Annotated in this window: 24 protein-coding genes; 18 read left to right on the top strand and 6 right to left on the bottom strand. The window is 65.9% G+C overall.

The annotated features are described in order from the left end of the window. The coding region (locus AC1DT6_RS35730; protein WP_477115368.1) for a FadR/GntR family transcriptional regulator at positions 1 to 717 on the bottom strand (717 nt) is incomplete at its 3' end. Between the two features lie 293 nt (positions 718 to 1,010). Here AC1DT6_RS35730 and AC1DT6_RS35735 point away from each other — a divergent pair. The 7 genes from AC1DT6_RS35735 (at position 1,011) to AC1DT6_RS35765 (ending at position 8,419) form a co-directional block, all read left to right on the top strand. Further along, entirely contained in the window at positions 1,011 to 2,216 is a 1,206-nt protein-coding gene (locus tag AC1DT6_RS35735; protein ID WP_035872523.1) for an ABC transporter substrate-binding protein, read from the top strand. Between the two features lie 87 nt (positions 2,217 to 2,303). Then, complete coding sequence (locus AC1DT6_RS35740; RefSeq protein WP_441633998.1) at positions 2,304 to 3,161, top strand: branched-chain amino acid ABC transporter permease; 858 nt, start codon at positions 2,304 to 2,306, stop codon at positions 3,159 to 3,161. Continuing rightward, positions 3,161 to 4,144 carry a branched-chain amino acid ABC transporter permease gene (locus tag AC1DT6_RS35745; RefSeq protein ID WP_477115369.1) on the top strand — a complete coding sequence of 328 codons (984 nt, stop codon included), beginning with the start codon at positions 3,161 to 3,163 and terminating at the stop codon, positions 4,142 to 4,144. Before AC1DT6_RS35740 ends, AC1DT6_RS35745 begins: the two co-directional genes overlap by 1 nt. Beyond that, positions 4,141 to 4,908, top strand: a complete 768-nt coding sequence (locus AC1DT6_RS35750) for an ABC transporter ATP-binding protein (RefSeq protein ID WP_477115370.1) — start codon at positions 4,141 to 4,143, stop codon at positions 4,906 to 4,908. Before AC1DT6_RS35745 ends, AC1DT6_RS35750 begins: the two co-directional genes overlap by 4 nt. Positions 4,909 to 4,913: 5 nt before the next feature. Next, positions 4,914 to 5,615, top strand: a complete 702-nt coding sequence (locus AC1DT6_RS35755) for an ABC transporter ATP-binding protein (protein WP_477115382.1) — start codon at positions 4,914 to 4,916, stop codon at positions 5,613 to 5,615. A gap of 54 nt (positions 5,616 to 5,669) precedes the next feature. Continuing rightward, the gene (locus AC1DT6_RS35760) at positions 5,670 to 6,929 is read left to right on the top strand and encodes a Zn-dependent hydrolase (protein ID WP_441633992.1); all 1,260 of its coding nucleotides are present in this window, start codon (positions 5,670 to 5,672) and stop codon (positions 6,927 to 6,929) included. 8 nt (positions 6,930 to 6,937) lie between these two features. Beyond that, the gene (locus AC1DT6_RS35765) at positions 6,938 to 8,419 is read left to right on the top strand and encodes a M81 family metallopeptidase (protein WP_441633990.1); all 1,482 of its coding nucleotides are present in this window, start codon (positions 6,938 to 6,940) and stop codon (positions 8,417 to 8,419) included. Between the two features lie 80 nt (positions 8,420 to 8,499). Here AC1DT6_RS35765 and AC1DT6_RS35770 read toward each other — a convergent pair whose 3' ends face one another. Then, entirely contained in the window at positions 8,500 to 9,282 is a 783-nt protein-coding gene (locus tag AC1DT6_RS35770; protein WP_477115371.1) for a GntR family transcriptional regulator, read from the bottom strand. A gap of 104 nt (positions 9,283 to 9,386) precedes the next feature. On the opposite strand from AC1DT6_RS35770, the gene AC1DT6_RS35775 reads away from it, so the two are divergent. From AC1DT6_RS35775 to AC1DT6_RS35810, 8 genes are all read left to right on the top strand, one after another. Continuing rightward, a complete protein-coding gene (locus tag AC1DT6_RS35775; RefSeq protein ID WP_477115372.1) occupies positions 9,387 to 10,169 on the top strand; it encodes an SDR family oxidoreductase in 783 nt (260 codons plus the stop codon). 37 nt (positions 10,170 to 10,206) lie between these two features. Beyond that, positions 10,207 to 11,139 (top strand): 3,5-dioxohexanoate:acetyl-CoA acetone transferase, encoded by a 933-nt coding sequence (gene kce, locus AC1DT6_RS35780; RefSeq protein ID WP_477115373.1) that lies wholly within the window; start codon positions 10,207 to 10,209, stop codon positions 11,137 to 11,139. Between the two features lie 93 nt (positions 11,140 to 11,232). Further along, positions 11,233 to 12,552, top strand: a complete 1,320-nt coding sequence (locus AC1DT6_RS35785; RefSeq protein WP_045240421.1) for an MFS transporter — start codon at positions 11,233 to 11,235, stop codon at positions 12,550 to 12,552. A gap of 150 nt (positions 12,553 to 12,702) precedes the next feature. Then, positions 12,703 to 12,972, top strand: a complete 270-nt coding sequence (locus AC1DT6_RS35790; RefSeq protein WP_035872484.1) for a ubiquitin family protein — start codon at positions 12,703 to 12,705, stop codon at positions 12,970 to 12,972. Between the two features lie 87 nt (positions 12,973 to 13,059). Continuing rightward, positions 13,060 to 14,220, top strand: a complete 1,161-nt coding sequence (locus tag AC1DT6_RS35795; RefSeq protein WP_441633982.1) for a beta propeller repeat protein — start codon at positions 13,060 to 13,062, stop codon at positions 14,218 to 14,220. A gap of 64 nt (positions 14,221 to 14,284) precedes the next feature. Beyond that, on the top strand, positions 14,285 to 15,175 hold the full coding sequence (locus tag AC1DT6_RS35800) for a DUF72 domain-containing protein (protein WP_477115374.1): 891 nt from the start codon (positions 14,285 to 14,287) through the stop codon (positions 15,173 to 15,175). 34 nt (positions 15,176 to 15,209) lie between these two features. Beyond that, complete coding sequence (dbpA, locus tag AC1DT6_RS35805; protein ID WP_441633978.1) at positions 15,210 to 16,631, top strand: ATP-dependent RNA helicase DbpA; 1,422 nt, start codon at positions 15,210 to 15,212, stop codon at positions 16,629 to 16,631. 82 nt (positions 16,632 to 16,713) lie between these two features. Then, a complete protein-coding gene (locus tag AC1DT6_RS35810) occupies positions 16,714 to 17,562 on the top strand; it encodes a PA4780 family RIO1-like protein kinase (protein ID WP_035872477.1) in 849 nt (282 codons plus the stop codon). 80 nt (positions 17,563 to 17,642) lie between these two features. Here the strand turns inward: AC1DT6_RS35810 and AC1DT6_RS35815 are convergent, their stop codons facing one another. After that, positions 17,643 to 18,776 (bottom strand): DUF2855 family protein, encoded by a 1,134-nt coding sequence (locus tag AC1DT6_RS35815; RefSeq protein WP_477115375.1) that lies wholly within the window; start codon positions 18,774 to 18,776, stop codon positions 17,643 to 17,645. Positions 18,777 to 18,813: 37 nt separating this feature from the next. On the opposite strand from AC1DT6_RS35815, the gene AC1DT6_RS35820 reads away from it, so the two are divergent. Next, positions 18,814 to 19,518 (top strand): TetR/AcrR family transcriptional regulator, encoded by a 705-nt coding sequence (locus tag AC1DT6_RS35820; protein WP_477115376.1) that lies wholly within the window; start codon positions 18,814 to 18,816, stop codon positions 19,516 to 19,518. On the opposite strand, the gene AC1DT6_RS35825 is transcribed toward AC1DT6_RS35820, so the two are convergent. After that, positions 19,502 to 20,140: a CDGSH iron-sulfur domain-containing protein gene (locus tag AC1DT6_RS35825; protein WP_441633973.1), complete on the bottom strand. Its 639-nt coding sequence runs from the start codon at positions 20,138 to 20,140 to the stop codon at positions 19,502 to 19,504. The genes AC1DT6_RS35820 and AC1DT6_RS35825 overlap by 17 nt on opposite strands. A gap of 259 nt (positions 20,141 to 20,399) precedes the next feature. On the opposite strand from AC1DT6_RS35825, the gene AC1DT6_RS35830 reads away from it, so the two are divergent. Both AC1DT6_RS35830 and AC1DT6_RS35835 read left to right on the top strand, forming a co-directional pair. Further along, positions 20,400 to 20,855 (top strand): CBS domain-containing protein, encoded by a 456-nt coding sequence (locus AC1DT6_RS35830; protein ID WP_045240429.1) that lies wholly within the window; start codon positions 20,400 to 20,402, stop codon positions 20,853 to 20,855. Between the two features lie 295 nt (positions 20,856 to 21,150). Further along, positions 21,151 to 21,534: a hypothetical protein gene (locus AC1DT6_RS35835; protein WP_441633970.1), complete on the top strand. Its 384-nt coding sequence runs from the start codon at positions 21,151 to 21,153 to the stop codon at positions 21,532 to 21,534. Positions 21,535 to 21,602: 68 nt separating this feature from the next. On the opposite strand, the gene AC1DT6_RS35840 is transcribed toward AC1DT6_RS35835, so the two are convergent. Together AC1DT6_RS35840 and AC1DT6_RS35845 are read right to left on the bottom strand one after the other, a co-directional pair. Continuing rightward, on the bottom strand, positions 21,603 to 22,172 hold the full coding sequence (locus AC1DT6_RS35840; protein ID WP_441633968.1) for an RBBP9/YdeN family alpha/beta hydrolase: 570 nt from the start codon (positions 22,170 to 22,172) through the stop codon (positions 21,603 to 21,605). Between the two features lie 110 nt (positions 22,173 to 22,282). Continuing rightward, positions 22,283 to 23,125: a TauD/TfdA dioxygenase family protein gene (locus AC1DT6_RS35845; protein ID WP_441633966.1), complete on the bottom strand. Its 843-nt coding sequence runs from the start codon at positions 23,123 to 23,125 to the stop codon at positions 22,283 to 22,285. Positions 23,126 to 23,291 lie beyond the last annotated feature (166 nt).

Raw genomic sequence — 23,291 nt, forward strand, 5'->3', positions numbered from 1 at the left:
TTCCTCCATATGCGACAGCATCAGCGCACGCACCTTCTCCACATCGCGGTCCCGCGCCGCCGCCAGGATCTTCTTGTGGAACTTGACGTTCGCCGCGCCGAAGCGCTCGTGTTCGCACGTTGGCGTGTCGTTGCCGAACACCACCAGGTGCCGGATCATTTCATTGATCAGCTCGCAGCAAAAGCGCAGCATCGGGTTCGGGTTGGCGGCCGCCAGGATGTCGTGGAAGCTCAGGTCTTCCTGCCGCTGGTTTAGCGGATCGATCGCGGCGGCGGAGGCCGGGTCGCACTGGTCGATGGTGCGTTCCAGCGCGGCGAAATCCTCTTCCGTCAGGTGTGGCACCGCGCCCGCGGCCAGCTCGGGTTCCAGCAGCTTGCGCGCGGTGTAGATATCCGCGATACCGATGTCTTTGAAGAACAGGTAGTTCTGCATCAGCTGGAAGGTGCGGTCCAGTTGCACTTCCACGATTGTGCCGCCGCCCGCCGGGCCGGTGCTCACGCTGACCAGCCCCTGCACTTCGAGCGACTTGAGTGCCTCGCGGATCGTGCTCTTGCTCACGGAGAACATTTGCTGCAGGGCAATCTCGCGCGGCAGCTTGTCGCCGGGGCGCAGGTTCTTCTGCGTGATCAGGCGTTTCAGTTCTTCGGCAACCAGGTCGGCGCGTTTCTGCTTGCGAATCTCGATCGTCCTGGCGCCTTCGCCACGTAGCGGTGCCATGTTGTTTCCATCCCTTTGATTGCCGCGTGCCGCCGGTCCAGTCTGTTGCTGCCGGCCAGGCCACGCCGGGTCCAATTCTACAGGCTGCGATTGCCGCCGCCAGCGCCGCTGGTGCGCGTCGCCTGCGTACGCCTTGCTGCGTTTCCTCCTATTGACTTTGAAAGAAGCGCCTCCTACTATCGTCTCACCTATTTATCATGATAAATAGCATAAAAGGCTGGAGGATGTCCGCGCACCTGACGCGGCGGCTACCGGCCATCCTGGGTGGCTATCCCCATCGAGAGGAGTGAGACATGAATCGTCGTAACCTGTTGAAGCTGGCGGCGTTGTCCGCTGTCCCCGCCGCACTCGTGCACGCCCGCTCCGCGCTGGCGGCCGCGGGTGACGTGATCGAGCTTGGCTGCCCGGTGCCGATGTCGGGCCCCTTCGCGGCCAACGGCAAGTTTGCCGACCTGGGCATGAAGCTGGTGCTGGAGCAATACGACAAGGTGCTTGGCAAGAGCCTGCGCTACAGCGTGCTGGATACCGAAGGCAAGCCGGCCACCGCCGTGCGCAAGATGCAGGAGCTGGCGCAGAAGAACGCGGCGCGCTACTTTGCCGGCGGCATCCTGTCGTCGGAGTCGCTGGCCATGGGCAAGGAGGCGGAGAAGTTCGGCGGCGTATTCGTCACCACAGCCGGTGCCGACGAGATCACCGGCAAGGACTGCAACCGCGCCACCTTCCGCTGGTCCGTGCCCACCTTCGGGGCCATCGAGCGCACCGTGCGGCCGCTGATCGAGGCCATGCCCAAGGCCAGGCGCTGGTACACCATCACTCCCCAGTATGTGTTCGGCGAGGGCCTGCTGTCGGCGGCAAAGAACGTCTTCAAGGAAAAGGGCATCGAGCACGTCGGCAACAGCTATCACGGGCTCAACGAGAAGGAATTCAGCGGCTACCTGACCAACGCGCTGGCGGCCAAGCCGGATGTGCTGCTGATCCTGAACTTCGGCCAGCAGTCGTCCGACACGCTGCGCCAGGCGGCGAGCTTCGGCATGAAGAAGGACACCACGATCCTGGTGGCCTGGGCGTCCGGGCTGGAACAGTTCGAATCGCTGGGGCCGGAGTTGTGCGAAGGCGTGTACTTCGGCGCGCAGTACTGGCATGGCGCGGATTCGCCGCTGAACCGCGACCTGGTCAAACGGAGCAACGCGCGTTTCAAGAGCAATCCGAACTACAGCCTGGCCGGTTCCTATATCTGCACCAAGATCATGCTGGACGGCATGATCAAGGCGGGCACCGCCGATCCCAAGGCCGTGGTGGCCGCCATCGAGGGCATGAAGTACGACGGCCTGACCGGATCCGAGGAAGTGCGCGCGGCCGACCACCAGGTCATCAAGGACTACTACCTGCTCAAGGGCAAGGCGAAGAGCCGCATGAAGGACAAGGACGACTACGCCGAGGTGATCAGCGCCGGCAAGTCCTTCCTGCCCGTCGACAAGACCCTGTGCAAGATGGCCTGACGGGCCGCCTGCAAGCTACAGGCCGTGCGCCCCGGCATCGGGGCGCACCAGGGCCATCCTTCCCGTCCAAGCTTTCCGCTCAAGCCCATGAACGTCTACCTGTTGCAGGTGGTCAACGGCGTTGGCATCGGCATGCTCTACTTCCTGCTGGCAGTGGGYTTGTCGATCATCTTCGGCCTGTTGCGCTTCGTTAATTTTGCCCACGGTGCCTTCTATGCGCTCGGTGCTTACCTCTGCTTCCAGGCCTTGCAGCTTGGCCTGAATTTCTGGGTCGCGCTGGTCGCCGCGCCGCTGCTGGTCGGCGCCTTTGCCTGGCTGACCGAGAAGGTCATGCTGCGGCACGTGTACGCGCTTCCGCATGAGTTCCATATCCTGGTAACGGTCGGCCTCGCGATGGTGGCGCAGGAGCTGATCATCACCAGCTGGGGCCCGCTCGGCGTCAACGTGGCGCCACCCGAATCGCTGCAGGGCGTGGTGATGTGGGGCAGCTTCGTTTATCCGAAGTACCGGCTGTTCGTGATCGGCTTCACCGCGCTGCTGGCGGTCGGCTTGTGGTGGCTGCTGGAAGGCACGCGCCTGGGCAGCGCGGTGCGCGCGGGCAGTGAATCGACGGAGATGGTGTCGCTGCTCGGCATCAACATCTTCCGCCTGTTCAGCCTGATGTTCGCGCTGGGCGCGGCCACGGCGGCCATCGCCGGCGTGCTGGCCGCGCCGATCCGGGGGGCCGAGCCGTTCATGGGCGTGGAGGCGCTGGGCGTGGCGTTCGTGGTGGTGGTGGTGGGCGGGCTGGGCAGTTTCACCGGCGCGCTGGTGGGCGGCGTGCTGGTCGGCGTGGTGCAAAGCCTGATGAGCACGCTGTGGCCGGAAGGCGCGTGGCTGATGATCTATGTGGCCATGGCCGCGGTGCTGCTGCTGCGCCCGCATGGCTTGCTCGGGAGAGGATGATGGAGATGCTCAAACGCTATCGCTTCTGGCTGCTGGCGCTGGGCGTGACCCTGGTGCTGCCGCTTACGATGCGCTCCGGCACGCTGGCCACCGAAGTGCTGGTCTATGCCATGGCGGTGATGGCCTGCAACCTGTTGCTTGGCTACACCGGACTGCTTTCCTTCGGACAGGGCATTTTCTTCGGCCTCGGCAGTTATGGCCTGGGCATCGCGCTGACGCGCCTGGCGCTGCCTTTGCCGCTGGCGCTGGTGCTTGCCATCGTCCTGGGCGCGGCGGCGGCGGCGCTGGTCGGGTGGTTCGCCATTCGCCAGCGCGGCACGTACTTCGTGATGCTCACGCTGGCATTCGCGCAGATGTTCTACTTCCTCGCCTACACCACGCCGGACCTGACCGGTGGCGACAACGGCCTGCTCGATATCCCGCGCCCGCCGGTCTCGCTGTTCGGCACCCAGCTGGGCTCGCTGGCCGGGCCGTGGCAGTTCTACGCTTTTGTGGCGGTGCTGTTCCTGCTGGTGTTCTTCCTGGTGTTGCGTGTGACGGAGTCCGTGTTTGGCCGCACTTTGCTCGCGATCCGCAACAACGAGGAGCGCGCGCAGGCGGTCGGCTACAACGTCAGGTACTTCAAGCTGATGGCCTTCGTGCTGTCGGGGGCGATCACCGGGCTGGCCGGCGCGCTGCACGCCATGCTGATGGGCATCGCGCCGCTGACCAATATCGACTATCACACCAGCGAGATGATCCTGATCATGACGGTGATCGGCGGCACCGGCAACGCCTTTGCCTCGGTGCTGGGTGCGGCCTTCTATGTGCTGCTGTCGGACTGGCTGTCGACCTTGTGGCCGCGCTGGCTGATGCTGCTCGGCTTCCTGCTGATCGCGGTCAGCCTGTTCATTCCGCGCGGGCTTTGGGGCCTGGGAGAGATGCTGTGGCGCAAGATGAGCCGCGAACCGGCGAAGCCGATCGGACAGGAGGAACAGGCATGACAACGGCGATTCTGGAAGCGCGCGGGATTACCAAGTCCTATGGCAAGTTCAACGCGCTGGGCGGTGTGGACCTGCGGGTGATGCCGGGCACCGTGCATTCGGTGATCGGGCCCAACGGCGCCGGCAAGACCACGCTGTTCCATATGCTCACGGGCACCGGCACGGTGACCGCGGGAACCATCGTCTTCGACGGCAAGGATGTGACACGCGAGCCGGATTACCAGCGCGTGCAGCGCGGCATCGCGCGTTCGTTCCAGGTGACCAGCCTGTTCACGCATCTCCCTGTGCGGGAGAACCTGCGGCTGGCGGCGCTCGGAACTAGCCCGCGCCGCGCGCTGGATTGCTGGCGGCGGCCGCTGGGGCAACTGGCCTGCGCGGATACCGTGGACGGCGTGCTGCAACGGCTGGAGCTGACCCGCGTCGCCAATGCGGAAGCCGGCACGCTGTCGCACGGCCAGCAGCGGCGGCTGGAAGTGGGCATGGCGCTGGCCGCAAGGCCGCGCGCCATCTTTCTGGACGAGCCGACGTCCGGCATGGGGATCGACGACCTGGCCGCGATGAAGCACCTGATTCGCGGTTTGAGCGCGGATCACACCGTGGTGCTGATCGAACACAATATGGATATCGTCATGGATATCTCCGACACCGTGACCGTGATGCAGCAGGGCAAGGTGTTGATGGAAGGCTCGCCTGACGCCGTGCGCAATGACCCGCGCGTGCGGGCCGCGTACCTGGGCAACATGATCACCGGAGGCGGCAAATGACGACGATGCTGGATGTCCAGGACGTGCACGGCTACTACGACAAGAGCCATGTGCTGCAAGGCGTATCGCTGGCGGTGGGCGCCGGCGAACTGGTCACCCTGCTGGGCCGCAACGGCGCCGGCAAATCCACCACCCTGAAGGCTATCGCCGGCGTGGTGCGTCCGCGCGGCGGACGCGTGCTGTTCCAGGGCCGCGACATCGCCGGCATGGAGCCGCACCGGATCGCGGCGGACGGTCTTTGCCTGGTGCCCGAGCATCGCGGCATCTTCCGTTTGCTGACCGTGGAAGAGAATCTCAAGCTCGGCGCGCGCAAGGCGTCGCCGTGGCAGCTGGACGATATCTACCGCATCTTCCCGCGCCTGCGCGAGCGGCGCCGCAACGGCGGCGCGCAGTTGTCCGGCGGCGAGCAGCAGATGCTCGCCATCGGCCGCGCGCTGATGAACCACCCGCGCCTGCTGATGCTGGACGAGCCGGTGGAGGGCCTGGCGCCGGTCATCGTCGAGGAGATCGTGGCGCAGCTCAAGATGATCAAGGCGGCCGGCGTCTCGATCCTGCTGGTGGAGCAGAACCTGGAGGTTTGCATGCAGCTGGCGGACCGGAATTTCATCCTGGAGCAAGGGACGGTGGTCTACAGCGGCAGCAATGCCGCGTTCCGGGAGGACGAGGCCGTCAAGGACCGCTATCTCGGCGTGGGCCTTGCGGCCTGATCCGCCGGACATCTACAAGCACGAGCATAAGCAGCGAAAGCGAGAGGAAGCACTATGTTGACGCAGCACCAACCTGCCCTGGCAAGCCTTCGCATCGATGGCGCGCGCCTGTGGGATTCACTGATGCGGCTCGCCGAGATCGGCGCGACGCCGAAAGGCGGCGTATGCCGGCTGGCACTGACCGAGCAGGACCGCCTCGGCCGGGATTTCTTCGTGGCGGAGGCCCGGGCCTCCGGCTGCGAAGTGCGGGTGGATGCGGTGGGCAACCTGTTCGCGCGCAGGGCGGGCAAGAACAACGGGCTGCCGCCAGTGATGACCGGCAGCCATATCGATACCCAGCCCACCGGCGGCAGGTTCGATGGCAACTACGGCGTGCTGGCGGGGCTGGAAGTGCTRCGCACGCTCAACGATGCCGGCGTGCAGACCGCGCACCCGCTGGAAGTCGTCGTGTGGACCAATGAGGAAGGCTCGCGCTTCGTGCCGGTCATGATGGGCTCCGGCGCCTTTGTTGGCGAGTTCGCGCTGGACGGCGTGCTGGGCCAGCGCGACCGCGATGGCGTTTCCGTGCGGCAGGCATTGGCCGCGATCGGCTATGCCGGCGGCGAGGCGGTTGGCGGGCGCCCGGTGGCCGCGTATTTCGAGGCGCATATCGAACAGGGTCCGGTGCTGGAGGCCAGCGATGTGCCGATCGGCGTCGTCACGGGCGCGCTGGGCCAGCGCTGGTACGACGTGGTCGTCACCGGGATGGAGGCGCATGCCGGCCCCACGCCGATGGCCATGCGCCGCGACGCCATGCTGGTGAGCGCGGAGCTGGTCGGCATCGTCAACCGCATTGCCATGGAGCGGCAGCCTCACGGACGCGCCACGGTGGGCTGCATGGAAGTGCACCCGAACTCCCGCAACGTCATTCCCGGCCGCATTGCCATGACGGTGGACCTGCGTTCCGACACGGATGCCACGCTGTCGGAGATGGACCGTGCCTTCCGCGAAGCCGCCGCGCAACTGGCCGCGCGTACCGGGCTAAGCATCGGCATCGAACAGGTGGTGTACTTCCCGCCGCAGCCGTTCGACGCGCGCATGGTGGCGTCCGTGCGCGCCGCCGCGCGGCGGCTGGAGCTGCCGGAGATAGACGTCATCAGCGGCGCCGGGCACGACGCGGTCTATCTCGCGCGCGTGGCGCCGGCCGCGATGATCTTCGTGCCATGCAAGGACGGCATCAGTCATAACGAGATCGAAGACGCYAGGCCCGAGCACCTGGAGGCGGGCTGCAATGTCCTGCTGCAAGTGATGCTCGAATCCGCCAACCTGTCCTGACGCCCGTCATGAAGATCCTGATCGCACGCCTGAACCACGAGACCAATACCTTTTCGCCGGTGCCGACGCCGCTGTCGTCCTTCGATCCCCGCTACGGGGAAGACGCTTACAGGGCCAGCAAGGGCACGCGCACGGCCATCGGCGCCTTCATCGACCTGGCCGAAGCGGCGGGCGCCGAACTAGTGGTGCCGGTCGCGGCCGGCGCCAACCCCAGCGGGCGCGTCGCGGCCGATGCGTATACCGCGCTATGCGACGCCATCGTGAGCGCGGCCCCCGGCTGCGATGCGGTGATGCTCGACCTGCACGGCGCCATGGTCGCGGAGAACAGCGACGACGGCGAGGGCGAGTTGCTCGCGCGTTTGCGCAAGGTGCTGCCCGATGTGCCGGTCGCGATTGCGCTGGACCTGCACGGCAACGTCACGCAGGCGATGATGGCGCACGCGGATATCGCCGTCAGCTTCAAGACCTATCCGCACGTCGACATGTACGAAACCGGYGAGCACGCCGGCCGCCTGCTGATGCGCATGCTGCGGCAACGGATACGGCCCGCGCTCGCATGGCGGCGTTTGCCGATGGTGACGCACACGCTGCGCAGCAACACCGGCGAGGGCGCCATGCAGCGCGCGGTGGCGGCGGCCCGGCAGGCCGAGGCCGGTGGCATGCTGGCGGTATCGGTGCTGGCCGGTTTCGGGCTGGCGGATATCGCGGCGCCTTGCATCAGCGTGCTGGTGGTGGCCGATGGCGATGCCGCGGCGGCACAAGCCGCGGCGGACAAGCTCGCGGCGCAGATCTGGAACGAGCGCGCCGGCTTCGTCTATGAAAGCGAGCCGCTGGCGGATTCCATTGCGCGTGCCGCGCAACTGGCGGCTGCCGACGGCAAGGGGCCGGTGCTGTTGCTGGACCACGGCGACAACTGCATGTCCGGCGGCACCTGCGACGATATGGCGGTGCTGCGCGAAGCGCTGCGCCAGGGCCTGTCCGGCATCGCGGTGGGGCCGGTGTGCGACCCGCGCGCGGTAGCCGCGCTGATCGAAGCCGGCGTGGGCGCCAGCGTCACGTTGCCGGTGGGCAACAAGGTGCCGCTTAGCCAGCTCGGCGTCTATCCCACGCCGCTGACCCTGAGCGGGAGCGTCTCCGCCATCAGCGACGGGGAATACGTGATCAGCGGTCCTACCTACCCCGGCCTGCGCATCCGCATGGGCCGCACCGCGCTGCTCGATACCGGCGCGGCGCAGGTGGTGGTGACGGAGACGCCGCAAGAACACTGGGACCTTGGCATTTTCACCCACATCGGCGTGGACCCGCTGGCGCAGCGCTTCCTGCTGCTGAAATCGCGCATGTACTGCCGCCCGGTATTCGTGCCGATCGCGAAGGCGGTGGTCGAGTGCGATGGCGGCGGCGTGACGAGTTCGCGCTACGCGCAGTTCCCGTTTCAGCGGCTGGCGCGGCCGGTGTATCCGCTGGATGCGGATGTCGCCTGGCGCGCATAGCCGCGGATTGCTGTCGGGGCGCCGCCCCAATCCATGCCTTAGCGCGCGCTGGCGAACCGCCTGTGCCGGCGCGTGCAGGTTCAGGCGGGGCGCCTTGTGCCAGCGGCGCGTGAGCGCCGCGCAGTTGCTGGCGCCGGCTTGTCCGGGCCGGATGCAGGTTCATCGAACGCATCCGCCGCCAGCAGCACGCCCGCGGAGACGATGTATTCCGCCGCGCTTTCAATATCCCCTTGCAGTGCGGCCCGTGCCGCCACGCCATCCTTGCGCTTGAGCGCCTCAACAAGCCGCGCGTGATGATTGACGGCCACCTGCTCGCCCACGCGGCGCGAGCCGGAGCGCAGGTCGTGATTCAGGATCGGGCCGATGCGCAGCCATAGTGCTTCGATCATCTGCAAAAGCATCGGCATGCCGGCGCCTTTGTAGACGGCGAAATGCAATTCCTTGTTGACGGAGATCAGCCGCGAGCTGTCCGGCCTGGACCGTGCCATCTCTTCCGCGAAGCGGTCGTGCAGGGCGGTGATCTGCACGATCGCGGCATCGCTCAGGTGCTCGGCCGCCTGCTCCGTCGCCAGCCCTTCCAGGTTGACCCGGATGCTGGTGATCTCCCGGAACTGGCTCACGCTCATGACCGGCACGCGCAGCGCGCGGTTCGGCGTCAGTTCCAGTGCCTGCTCCGCCACCAGCCGGTGGACCGCCTCGCGCACCGGCATCACGCTCACGCCCAGCGCGGCGGCGGTGCTGCGCAGCGAGATCTGTTCGCCGGGCATCATGTGGCCGCTGATCAACAGCTCTCTCAATTGCGCATAGACGTCGGCACTCAGCGTCTGGCGCTTCAAAGGGGTCACAAGTTCGGGTAGGGACATGCGGAAATCATAGCACATAGGGTATTCCCGATTTGCGATCTGTGATCACAGATATAACATGGCGCCAATGGAGCAATATCGCCTCATGGATGGAGCTGACGAATATGTGGAATGACAATTCTCTGGCGGGCAAGCGGGTCCTGGTGACCGCGGGCGCCGACGGCATCGGCCTGGAAATCACCCGCGCCTTCGCGCAGGCGGGCGCCAGCGTGCTCGTGTGCGATGTCCAGGGCGCCAGCCTTGAGCGGCTGGCGGCCGAGTTGCCGGCGGTGCATGGCTGCCGGGCCGACGTGTCGGGCGAGGCCGACGTGGCGGCATTGTTCGAGGCCGTCGACCGCACCCTCGGCGGCCTGGACGTACTCGTGAACAACGCCGGCGTGGCGGGCCCCACCGGCGGCGTGGAGACCCTGGCGCTGGCTGACTGGGAGCGCACGCTCGCGGTCAATATCACCGGCCAGTTCCTGTGCACCCGCCTGGCGGTGCCGCGCCTTCGCCGGGGAAATAACGCCGCCATCGTCAACCTGTCGTCGGCCGCCGGCCACCTGGGCATGCCCGGGCGCTCGGTCTACTCGGCGTCCAAGTGGGCGGTGATCGGCTTCACCAAATCGCTGGCGCTGGAACTCGGCGCGGACGGCATCCGCGTGAATGCCATCCTGCCCGGCGCGGTCGATGGCCCGCGCATTCGCGCGGTCATCGCGGCAAAGGCCGAAGCGCTGGGCAAGCCGCTGGAGGAAGTCACGCGCGCCTACACCTCGCAAGCCGCGCTGGGGCGCATGGTGACGGCGCGCGACATTGCCAACATGGTGCTGTTCGCGTCCAGCGACCTGGCCGCCAACGTCACCGGCCAGGAGCTGGTGGTCGATGGCCTGACCCAAGCCCTTAGCTGAGCGCACCCCCACCAACCGATTTCATACGGAGCCCGCCATGGCAGCCCGATCCAAAGCCATCATCACCTGCGCCCCTACCGGCGCGATCCACACGCCCAGCATGTCGCCGCACCTGCCGGTAAGCGCCGAGGAAATCGCCACTGCCGCCATCGACGCGGCCAAGGCAGGCGCGGCCATCCTGCACCTGCACGCGCGCGATCCGAAGGACGGGCGGCCGTCGCAGGATCCGGAGCTGTTCCGGCCGTTCCTGTCGAAGATCAAGTCCGCCACCAATGCCGTGATCAACATCACCACCGGCGGCAGCCCCCACATGACCGTGGAGGAGCGCATGCTCCCTGCCACCACCTTCAAGCCGGAACTTGCGTCGCTTAACATGGGCTCGATGAACTTCGGCCTGTTCCCGATGCTGGAGCGTTTCAAGGAGTTCAGGCACGAATGGGAGCGCGAGCATCTGGAGAACAGCCGCAACCTGATCTTCAAGAACACCTTCAGCGACATCGAGAATATCCTGAAGATCGGCAACGCCAACGGCACGCGCTTCGAGTTCGAGTGCTATGACATCAGCCACCTGAACAACCTGAAGCATTTCCTGGATCGCGGGCTGGTCAAGGCGCCGGTGTTCGTACAGTCGGTGTTCGGCATCCTGGGCGGCATCGGTGGCGATCCGGAAGACCTGATGCATATGCATCGGACCGCGAACCGGCTGTTCGGCGACCAGTACCGCTGGTCCATCCTCGGCGCCGGGCGCAACCAGATTCCGCTGGCTACCATCGGCGCAGCGATGGGCGCCAACGTGCGGGTCGGCCTGGAGGATTCGCTGTGGATCGGCCACGGCCGGCTGGCGGCTTCGAGCGCCGAGCAGGTGCTGCGTATCCGCAGCGYGCTGGAGGCGTTGAACATCGATGTCGCGACGCCCGACGAGGCGCGCGAGATCCTCGGCCTGAAGGGCGCGGACAACGTGGCGTTCTGAGTGCCGGCGCCGCCTTGCGCGGCGCCACGCTGCTGCTGCTGTTGCCGTTGCCTTCGAAAACAAAACATATACCGCCGACAGGAGACACCATTCATGTCTACCACCTATGTGCAAACCGCACGAGAAGCGCCGCTTGCCGATCAGCGCTCGCTGAACGCGCTGCTGTTCAGGAAGCTGATGCCGCTGCTGGTGCTGGCTTATGTGATCAGCTTCCTCGATCGCACCAATATCGCGCTGGCGAAGAGCCACATCGCGGTCGACCTGGGTATCTCCGCGGCGGCTTACGGCCTGGGCGCGGGCTTGTTCTTTCTCAGCTACGCGCTGCTGGAAGTGCCCAGCAACCTGATCATGCACAAGGTAGGGGCGCGCTTCTGGATCACGCGCATCATGATCACCTGGGGATTGCTGTCCACCGGCATGGCCTTTGTCAGCGGCGAGACCTCGTTCTACGTGATGCGCCTGCTGCTCGGCGCGGCGGAAGCGGGCCTGTTCCCCGGCGTGATGCTCTACCTGACCTACTGGTTCGGCCGCAAGGAGCGGGCGCGCGCGACCGGGTACTTCCTGCTGGGCGTATGCATTGCCAACATCCTCAGCGGACCGCTTGGCGGCGCGCTGCTGCAAATGGACGGCGTGCTGGGCTGGCGCGGCTGGCAGTGGATGTTCGTCCTGGAAGGCCTGCCGGCGGTGGCGTTTGCATTTGTCGTGTGGAAGAAGCTGCCGGACGGCCCCGCCACCGCGACCTGGCTGTCGCCCGAAGAATCCCGCGAGGTGGAACGCCGCCTGGCGGCGGAGCAAGCCGAGGAAGCGGCCGCCGGGCACGTCGGGCATTCGTTCCGGGGCTGCCTGGCCGATCGCCAGATCTGGCTCGCGATCTTCGTGTACTTCTGCCACCAGATCAGCATCTACACCGTGATCTTCTTCCTGCCGGGCATCATCGGCACCTATGGCAAGCTGTCGCCGCTGCAAATCGGCCTGCTCAATTCCGTGCCGTGGATCGCGGCGGCCATCGGCGCGGCGGCGCTGCCGCGCTTCGCCAGCAACCCGCGGCGCTGCCGCCGCATGCTGATCGCGGGGCTTGCCGTCATGTCCGCCGGCCTGCTGCTCGCGGCGTATGCCGGGCCAGTGGTGGCCATGGTGGGCTTCAGCCTGACGGCATCGATGTTCTTCGTGGTGCAGTCGGTCATCTTCCTCTTTCCGTCGTCCCGTCTTGCCGGCGTGGCGCTGGCTGGCGGGCTGGCGCTGGTCAACACCTGCGGGCTGGTCGGCGGCTTTATCGGCCCGTCCGTGATGGGGGTGATCGAGCAGACCACGGGCAGCACGAAGAACGGCCTGCTGATCATCGCGGGGATGCTGGTGCTGGCTGCGATTGCCAGCACCCGGCTGCGCCAGGGCCAGGAAGGGAAGGCCGCCTGAAGCGTGTTGCATTGCGGGATGCGCGCGGCGTGACCGATAGTGCATCCGTTCCGGGTGGGGAGTGCGATCGCACGCGCACTCCCCGCAGGATTTCCTACACTGCAAGACGTTCGCATACTCTGCCAGCGGTCCCCTCGCTAGCCAGCAACCATGCCACGTCTTGTCTTTGCCGCCGCCATCCAGCGCCATGTCCCCAGCCCGGAACGCGAGGTCTGCGCGGCTACCGTGTGTGCCGCGCTGGAACGGGCTTTCAGTGAGCAGCCGGAACTGCGCGGCTATATCCTGGACGATCAGGGGCAGTTGCGCCGGCACCTGGCCGTGTTTGTCGATGGCTCCGCCATTCGCGACCGCCGCCGCCTGAGCGACCGCGTGGGCGAGAGCAGCCAGATCTTTGTGGTGCAGGCGCTGTCCGGCGGTTGACAGCGCAAGCTGCCGTTGGCAACAGGCTGACAACAGGCCGCTGACAACAGGGCGCCGAAGGCATGCCGCTGTAGACAGGAGTCCAGCATGAGCGATCAGCTTTTCGTTGGCACGCGCAAGGGCTTGTTCATATTGCGGCGCGACAGCGCCGGCGCATGGCGGCAGGACTCGGTGCATTTCCTGGGCGAGCCGGTCAGCATGGTACTGGCCGATCCGCGCGACGGCACCTTGTACGCGGCACTCAACCTTGGGCACTTTGGCGTCAAGCTGTGGCGGCGCAGGGCGCGCGGCACGGAGTGGGGCGTGTGCTCGGTGCCGGTTTATCCGCCTCAGCCGGAGCCGGATCGTCGCCACGAATCCGCCCCGGACGGCGTACCCGCCGCTGCGCAAACCGGAGATACGGCGCAGGCCGGCCCGCCGGCCCCGGTGCCGTGGTCCTTGCAGCAGATCTGGTCGATGGAAGCGGGCGGCACCGATGAACCCGGCGCGCTCTGGGTCGGCACCCTGCCGGGCGGGCTGTTCCGCTCCGGCGACGGCGGCGCGACCTGGGCGCTGAACCGTCCGCTCTGGGACCGCCCCGAACGCAGCGAGTGGTTCGGCGGTGGCTACGATGTGCCGGGGATCCATTCCATCTGCGTGGATCCGCGCGACAGCCGCCACGTCACGGTTGCCGTATCGTGCGGCGGTGTCTGGCAGACCCGGGACGGCGGCAAGAACTGGACCTGCACCGCCAGCGGCATGGTGGCCGACTACATGCCGCCGGAGCGGCGCGAGGACGGCAATATCCAGGACCCGCACCGCCTGGTGCAGTGCGCCGGCCATCCGAACGCCATGTGGGTGCAGCATCATGGCGGCATCTTCCGCTCCGGCGATGGCGGCGTGCACTGGCAACGCTTGCATGCCCAGCCGTCGAGCTTCGGCTTTGCCGTGGCGGCGCATCCGCGCCGGCCCAATACCGCGTGGTTCGTGCCGGCGGTGAAGGACGAATGCCGCGTGCCGGTAGACGGCAGGCTGGCTGTCACGCGCACGCGCGACGGCGGGGTCAGCTTCGAGGTATTCTCCGACGGACTGCCCGACGCGCCGGCCTACGACCTGGTCTACCGGCACGGCCTGGCGGTGGACCATAGCGGCGACCGCCTCGCCATGGGCTCCACCACCGGCGGCTTGTGGATCTCGGAGAGCGGCGGGGAACGCTGGAAGCTGTTCTCGGCGCATCTGCCGCCGATTTACTGCGTGCGCTTCTCCTGAGTCTTTCAGCGCGCGCCGACGCTTTCGACTGCTGGACCGACCGCCAGACAAAGGATGCGAACGCATGGCTGAAGCAAGCGCGAAGACAACCGGAAAAGCCGCCAGGACGCCCGAAGCCACCGGCGGCGCCATCGCCCGCATCGGCATCGGCGGCTGGAACTTCGCCCCATGGCGCGACAACTTCTATCCCGCCAGGCTGGCGCAAAGCCGGGAACTCGAATACGCCAGCCGCCAGCTCACCGCCATCGAAATCAACAGCACCTACCACGGCACCCAGAAGCGCAGCTCCTTCGCCAAATGGCGCGACGAGACGCCCGATGGCTTCGTGTTCGCGCTCAAGGCATCGCGCTTCGCCACCAACCGCCGGGTGCTGGCGGAATCCGCCGAGTCCATCGCGCGTTTTATCGATAGCGGCATTGCCGAGCTGGGAGGCAAGCTCGGCCCTGTCGTCTGGCAATTCGCACCCACCAAACAGTTCGACCCCGAAGACTTCGAAGCCTTCCTTGCGCTGCTGCCTGCCTCGGTCGAGGGCCGCGAACTGCGCCATGTGCTCGATGTGCGGCACGAGAGCTTCATGACGCCGGACTATCTCCAGCTTGCGCGCAAGTACAAGGCCGCCACCGTCTTCACCGATTCGGACAAGTTTCCGTCCTTCGCCGATCTCACCGCGGATTTTGCCTATGCGCGGCTGATGCGCAGCAGCGAGAAGCTGAAGACCGGCTATGCGCCCAAGGCGCTCGATGCGTGGGGCGAGCGGGTGCGGGCCTGGGCCTCTGGCGGCATCCCGGAAGACCTGCCGCGGGTGGACGGCAAGGCGGCGGCGAAGCGCAAGCGTGAGGTGTTCGTTTTCTTTATCAACGGCGCCAAGGAGCGCGCGCCGGCGGCGGCGCAGGCGCTGCTGGCGCGGCTGGGGTGGCAGGCGCCGCCATGGCAGGCCGATGCCAGGGGTGGATAGACGATGGAGGGGCGCAAGCCCGTTATAATCCGGCATGAACTCAAGCCCTACCCAATCCGCAGCGTCCGCCGCTGCCGGCGCCTCTTTCTCCAAACTGCCCCTCTCGCCCGCCACGCTGGCGACGCTGGAGCAGCTCGGCTACCAGACCATGACCCCGATCCAGGCCGCCAGCCTGCCGGTCGCGCTGGCCGGCCAGGACCTGATCGCGCAGGCCAAGACCGGCAGCGGCAAGACCGCCGCCTTCGCGCTGGCGCTGCTGAACCGGCTGGATACGCGCCGTTTCGACGTGCAGGCGCTGGTGCTGTGCCCCACGCGGGAGCTGGCCGAGCAGGTCACGCAGGAAATCCGCCGCCTGGCGCGCGCGGAAGAGAACGTCAAGATCCTGACGCTGTGCGGCGGCTCGCCGATGCGCCCCCAGGCCGACAGCCTGGCGCATGGCGCACATATTGCCGTGGGCACGCCCGGACGCATCATGGATCACTTGGAGCGCGGTACGCTGCACCTGGATGCGCTCAACACCCTGGTGCTGGACGAAGCCGACCGCATGCTCGACATGGGCTTCTTCGACGACATCGCCTATGTGGCGAGCCACTGCCCCAAGGAGCGCCAGACCCTGCTGTTCTCGGCAACCTATCCCGAAGGCATCGCCCGGCTTAGCCAGCAGTTCCTGCGCAAGCCGCGCGAGATCAAGCTGGAGGAGCAGCACGACGACAGCAAGATCCGCCAGCGCTTCTATGAGGTGGAAGACAGCGACCGCCTCAACGCCGTAAGCCTGTTGCTCAACCATTACCGCCCGGTCAGCACGCTGGCCTTCTGCAACACCAAGGCGCGTTGCCGCGACCTGGTCGACCTGCTGCGCGCGCAAGGCTTCGAAGCCCTGGCCCTGCACGGTGAGCTGGAACAGCGCGAGCGCGACCAGGTGCTGGTGCAGTTTGCCAACCGCAGCTGCTCCGTGCTGGTTGCCACCGACGTGGCCGCGCGCGGCCTCGACATCGCCCAGCTCGAAGCGGTGATCAACGTCGACGTCACGCCGGACCCCGAGGTCTACGTCCACCGCATCGGCCGCACCGGCCGCGCGGACGAGGACGGCTGGGCGCTCTCGCTGGCCAGCATGAACGAGATGGGCCGCGTGGGCAATATCGAACAGGCCATGGGCACCGAGATGGAATGGCAGCCGCTGTCCGAACTGGCCCCGGCCAGCAACGAGCGCCTGCTGCCGCCCATGGTCACGCTGCAGATCCTCGGCGGGCGCAAGGAGAAGATGCGCCCCGGCGATATCCTCGGCGCGCTCACCGGCGACGCGGGCTACGCCAAGCACCAGATCGGCAAGATCAACGTGATGGACATGTCCACCTACGTGGCGGTCGAGCGTTCGATCGGCCGCGAGGCGATGCGCAAGCTCAATGACGGGACGGTAAAGGGCAAGCGCGTGAAAGTGCGCATGCTGACGGAATAACGGTGGCGGCGACGCTGCGGTACCCGATGCGCGGATGTGGGGTGCGTACAGGCATGGCGCATGGCCATTGCCGCGCATCCCGATGAAAACGCCTAAGCGGCTGCAGCCGCTGGTCGAGGACGGCCTGGTCGACGAAGTGGTGCGCCAGCTGATGAGCGGCAAGGAAGCCACGGTCTACGTCGTGCGCTGCGGCGGCGAGATCCGTTGCGCCAAGGTCTACAAGGATGCCGCGCAGCGCAGTTTCCGGCAGGCCGCGACTTACCAGGAAGGGCGCAAGGTCAAGGGCAGCCGGCAGGCGCGCGCCATGGAAAAGGGCACGCGCTACGGGCGCAAGGTGGCCGAGGAAGCCTGGCACAACGCCGAGGTGGATGCCTTGTACCGCCTCGCCGCCGCGGGCGTGCGGGTGCCCAGGCCGCATCTGTGCTTCGAGGGCGTGCTGCTGATGGAACTGGTGGTGGATGCCGATGGCAATGCCGCGCCGCGCCTGAACGATGTGGCGCTGAGCCCGGAGCTGGCGCTGGAGTTCCACGCGGCGCTGATCGGGCAGGTGATCCTGATGCTGTGCGCCGGCGTGGTGCACGGCGACCTCTCCGAATTCAATATCCTGGTGGATGCCGAGGGGCCGGTCATCATCGACCTGCCGCAAGCGGTGGACGCCGCCGGCAACAACGATGCCAGCGTGATGCTGGAACGCGATGTGGACAACCTCGCGTTCTACTTCGGCCAGTTCGCGCCGGAACTCAACGATACGCAGTACGGCAAGGAGATCTGGGCGCTTTACCAGGCCGGCCTGCTGCATCCGGGCGTGAAGCTGACGGGGCGGGTCGAGGTGGATGACCGGCCGGTGGATGTGGAAGCCGTGCTGCAGGAAGTGGAAGACGTGCGCCTGGAAGAAGAGGCGCGCCAGCGGTACCTGCAGAGCGCGGAGTGACGGGGGGGTGATCGTGGCGCGGCGAGCCTGATGTTCGTCCGCCGCGCCTCCCCGGCCCATCGCATATCAGTGCACCGGCATCATCCGATCCGCACTACATACCCCTCTTTGGGCTCGCTCCCACTTGCCACCAGGCTGGCGATCCTCTCCTGCGCCGCGCCGAAGCCCTGCTCTTCGATCAGCGACAACCAGCCGTTGCCCGGCGCCTTCACGTGATCGATAAATGCGCGTTGCGCCGCATTGAAGCGCTGGTTCACGCCTTCGGGCCCCCAGTCGGCATTGCGCTTGCGGATTTGCACCGGCGCGAAATAGAACTCGGGCTTGGGTCCGGGCAGGCCGGTGTCGCGCAGGAAGTCCGTGTTCTGCGCCGAGCCGGCGAAGCAGTCGTACACCAGCGCGCTGCCGAAGTGGTGATGCACGCGCGCGCGCAGCGCTTCGTCGCCCGAGAAGTCCACATAGAGCGTGGGCTCGTCGTTGGCAAGCGTTTCCAGCGTGTCGTAGCTGACCACTTCCGCGTAGCAGCCCAGGCCCTCGACGAAGGGGCGGTTGCGCCCGGAGGTGATGGCCGCCAGCGAGATGCCGGGGAGGTCGCGCAGGCAGAAGGCGGTGCCGTAGGCCGTCTTGCTGGAGGCACTGGATACCACCAGCCGGGTCGCGCCGAAGAAGCGGTTGTCCTCAAGGAAGTCGGCCAGCATGAACGACGTGATGAACAGAGGCCGGTACAGCATCTGGTAGTTTTCCAGCTCCGGCGCGTAGGCGGCGTCGTTGACCACGCGGGTGTACTGGTTGTAGGCGGAGGTCAGCGGCCTGCGATGCTCGCTGCCATCGTAGAAGCCGCGCACGGTGACGCGCTCGGGCTGCATGCGGATATGGCTGGCGATAGGGAAATAGCCATAGAAGCGCTCGCCCGCCTCCACGCCGGGAACGCCGCTGGCGACCACGTCGGCGAAGCCCCACACCGGCATGTGTCCCCATTCCTCTTGCCCGGTGGGAAAGAACTGCCAGTAGTTCATGGCGTCGCCGAAGGCGGCGTAGGTGATGTTGTTGGTGGTGAGCGCGAAGCGGTCGATCTTCAGCAGGACTTCGCCGGGGGCGGCGTCGATGCGTTCCTGGCGCGCTTCCAGCCGGCTTTCGTTTAGGGCATGCTTGCGAGTCAGCAGGCGGATTACCCTGAGCGCTTGTTCCGCATTGTCGCCTTGGCCCGTGTGTTCCATCTTGTCTCCTTAATTACCGTCGAGGTCGATGCCACCAATGTATCGCCGCAAGCCGGCTGCCGGGTTCGGAAACGCGGGTGCCGCGTCCGATGCGGCGCCAGCGCCGGCCAGGCCGCTGAAACGCCCGTCGCAGCGACGCGCACGCTTTACCGTGAACGCCATTTACGAGGCTTTTGTTCGGATATGGCGCGTGCGCGGCTGGGACGGCGTGACCACGCGCGCGGTGGCGCTGGAAGCCGGTTGCTCCGTGGGTACCCTGTACGAGTACTTCCCCAACAAGGAGGCACTGCTCTCCGGCTATGTGCGGCACACCATCGAGTCGATGCTGGCGCGCATCGACGCCGAGGCGGTGAACGCGGCCGGGCTGGACTGGGCCACGCGCATCCGGCGCCTGGTGCGGCTGACCTGTGGCGCGGACGATGCCGCGCTGGAGGGTTTCGAGCATGAGATGCTGATGCTGGAGGCGCGCATCGCCGAGACCAAGCATCATCGCCGCGTGTTCGACGAGTTGTGCGCGACCTGGCAGCAAACGCTGGCGGCATGCCCGGATCTGCCGCGCGCGCCGGATGCCGCCACCGTGCAGAGCCTGCTGCAAGCGGTCTGGGGTGCGCGCCGCTATCGGCTCTTGCTGCAGGCCGACGAGTCATCGCGGGCGGCGTGGGTGACGCAGATGGAGCGGCTTTGCCTGCTGGCGCTGGGAGATGCGCCGCCGCTTGGCGCCGATGTTACTGATCGCTCCTGAACCCCACCTTCTTGTGCGTGCCGTCGCAGAACGGCTTGTTGCCCGAGTGGCCGCAGCGGCATAGCCAGGCCTCGGTCATGCGGTTGACGGTTCTGCCGGTGCCGCTGATGACTTCGAGATTGCCCTTGATGCGCAGCGGTCCGTTGGGAATCGGGTGGATATCGAGCGGCCCGTCGCGTTGCGCCAGCGGCGCCGATTCCACGGTGGCGGGCTCGCCGCTGGCGGTGAAGCCCGCGCCGGCGTGGCTGGTGTCGCAGAAGGGCTTGTTGCGCGACGCGCCGCAGCGGCACAGCGTGAGGCGAAAGCCGGCGGGCTGGCCGTCAATGGCGATGGCGGCGCGCAGCGCCAGCGGGCCGTTCTCAAGCACGCGCGCCACGTTGACCAGGGGCGCGGCCTCGCCCGGGGAGTCGTCGCGGGTCTGGTAGCCGATCGCGCCTGACGGACAGTTGTGCGCGATCTCGGCGATTTCCTCGGCGGTGGCGTTGTCCGGATGGATCCACTGGCCCTCCACGCCGGGTACGAAGACGTCCGGGCGGTCCAGCGTACAGTGGCGCGAATGGATGCAACGGCTGTCATCGAAGAGGACGATGACGCGCTTTCCGGCAACGGACTCGGTGGCCATGGCTGGCCCTCCTGCGCAGTGCGCGCGCCATATAGCGCGCTCCCTCTCCTTTATAGCGCCTGCCGGCGGGTTTGCGCAGCGCTTTTCGGCAGCTTTGTCTTTTTACAAAGATTCGTGTGCGTCACCCTGTAAGGCGCGCGCGGGGGATGCTAATCTGAAAGCTACAGGCAGCGGCGCACGCGCAGGTGCCCTGTCAGGCGCTCCCGCTATTCCGCGCGGGTCTGGTTTGCAATCCTTTGGGATCGAACAAGGAGTGGGTATGAAAACTGCAAGGCAGGTTCTTGAGTCCAAACCAACCCAGGCTATCTACAGTATTCCTCCCGGCGCCACGGTTTATGCCGCGCTGCAGTTGATGGCGGAGAAAGGCATCGGCGCGCTGCTGGTGATCGAGCGCGGCGAGAGCCAGATCGTCGGCATCCTGAGCGAGCGGGACTATGCGCGCAAGGTGATCCTGATGCAGCGCACGTCGCGGGAGACGTTTGTGCGCGACATCATGACGTCGGCGGTGATTTATGTGCGGGGGGATCAGAGTACCGATGAGTGCATGGCGTTGATGACCCAGCATCGGTTGAGGCACTTGCCGGTGATGGATGGGGACAAGCTGATCGGGATGTTGTCGATCGGGGATCTGGTGAAGGATATTATTTCGGAGCAGAGGTTCATTATTGAGCAGCTGGAGCATTACATTACGGGGACCGCGCATCCGCAGGTTTAATTGGAGGCTGGCCGAGGGCAATGTCAAAGGCTTGACGTAAACGACAGTTTCACGCCCCCTGTGGGGGGCGGCTTACTTCTCGTCTTGCTAGGACAGTGAGGGAAATCCCTCGGCGCGGGTGTTCCCCTTGGCAGCCTGGATCTGCTGTCCAGGCGTGGCCAACCGGGAGCGTCAGCGAAGCGTTCAACAAAGGCGTATTCTTTGAATACGGTGCCGGATGCAACGCGCGGCCAGGCTGGCAAGATGGCCTTCAGGACGTTTTCAGTCACGGCACAAAATGTACCGCGGTGGCGACATGAAGCGTGTTCACGCACTGATTGTGACTTGCGCCATGTTGGTCGCCTGTGTATCGACGGGCATCGACGTGAAGCAGGAGCAATTGTCGGACTTCATGCTCGGTTTCTCCACCCTTGACGACGTGACGGCGCAGCTTGGGGCGCCTACATCCCAGGCGGCACTGAATAACGGATCAACGATACTGATCTATTCATTTGCGACCTCCCACACCCACCCTGAGAGCTTTATTCCGTTCATTGGTCCGCTCTTTGCCGGAGGGGAGATCAGATCGTCCACGGTCCTTTTCGAGTTCGACGAGAACGGTGTCCTCAGGAGTCAACGCAGGGCAACGTCGAGTGGTGTTTCAGGGTTGAGCGTATTGCCTCCCGGCATGCTGCAATAGGCGCTTGCCGTCATGGAATGGTCCGCGCAGGCTTCACTGCATCTGACAGCTGAAGCCCATCCAGCTGCTTAAAACTCCCGAATCAATGCCTCTGCCATCGGCCACGCGCCATATCCATCGGCCGGCGAGAGATGGCCAACTTCGCCGGCGTCGACGAAGCGGCTGCCCCAGGCCTGCGCGAGCTCGCGGATTCGCTCGAACTCACCGATAGGGTCGTTGCGGCTGCCGACTACGATGCTTGGAAACGGCAGGCGCTCGCGCGGCACCGGTGTCCAGCCATTCGTTGCCAGCGTCTGCGGATCGGAGTAACCGGCCGGCAGCGGCGTGTCGTAATCGGGGGGCGCGGCCAGCAGCGCCCCCTTGATTTCGCGCTTCGTTTGCTGTGCCCAGTGAACAGTGATCAGAACCCCGACGCTATGGGCAACCAGGATGATCGGGCCATCGATGCCGCTCACGACGCGATCGAGGTTGGCTACTCGCGCGCTGCACAGCCTCTTGTCCTGGTCGATCTGGGGCACGATGTGCGCCGCGCCTCCAATTTCCTGAATACGCTCAGCCAGCAGCGTTTGCCAGTGATCCGGCATGTGATCGCGAAGGCCAGGGACAATCACAACCGTGGGCAGCTTTCTGGAGGTCATGGATCCGGGTTCCTCGTTAAGTTTGGATGTCTTGCCGAAGCCGCCATCCAGAATCAAGCAGTGGCTAGCCGTCGAGCGTGGGGACGCGCCGGACGGCGCGCGCGACATCTTCAGAACGGACGATCGCCCTTGATGGTGGCGCGCTCCATCCTGCGCGGCGCCGGCCAGTAGTCGCTGACCGCGTAGTGCTGTGTCGCCACGTTGTCCCAGATAGCGACACTGTTCGGCTTCCAGCGGAAGCGCACCTGGTACTCCGGAATCGCCGCCTGGCTGAGCAGGTAGTTCAGCAGCAGGCTCGCGCCCGGGGTCTTGTCCTGCCCGACGCGCACATTCTCCGGTGTATGGTAGTTGATGAAGTGTGTCGCGAACGGCCCCACGTACAGGATCTTTTCTCCCGTCTCAGGGTGCGTCCTGACCACCGGGTGGTCCACCAGCGGGTTCTTCCGCACCAGTTCCTCCCGCTCCTCCGTCGTCATGATCGCGCCAAACGAATGCTCGATCCCGTGCTTGGCACGCAGGCCCGCAATCTTCTGCTTGATCTCTTCCGGCAAGTTCTTGTACGCGTCCACCATGTTCACCCAAATGGTGTCGCCACCCACCTCCGGACACGAAATGCAGCGCAGCACCGCGCCCTTGGGCGGGCTCGCCCGCCACGACGCATCGGTGTGGTAGGTGTTCTCGAAGTGGTCCCGCTTGTCACTCTTGTAGATCTCGATCAGGCCAGGGTATCCCGGCACCGTATTGTTGACAGGGTGGTCTTCCAGGTCACCGAAGCGCCTGGCGAACGCAACATGGTCGGCGCGTGTAATGTCCTGGTCCCGGAAGAACAGCACCCGGTGCTTCAACAGTAGTGCCTTGATCTCGGCGAACAGCGAATCGTCCCGCGCCACATCGGCGAGACTCACACCCGACAGTTCGGCACCAATCGAGCAGGTGAGCGGATTGATATGCATGGCGAATTTTCCTTTGGCGTATGAGTTTGACAGGCCCGCCAGCGGGCAGCGGAGAGCTTGGATTTGATTGTCGGCACTAGCCGCCTCACGCGCTTGACCCATCGCGCCACAATTTGGCGAGTCGCGCCAATGCCCTTTCAGGGGCCAATTCGAGCCAATTCGCGCG

It is taken from the genome of Cupriavidus sp. 01L45, assembly GCF_056399885.1.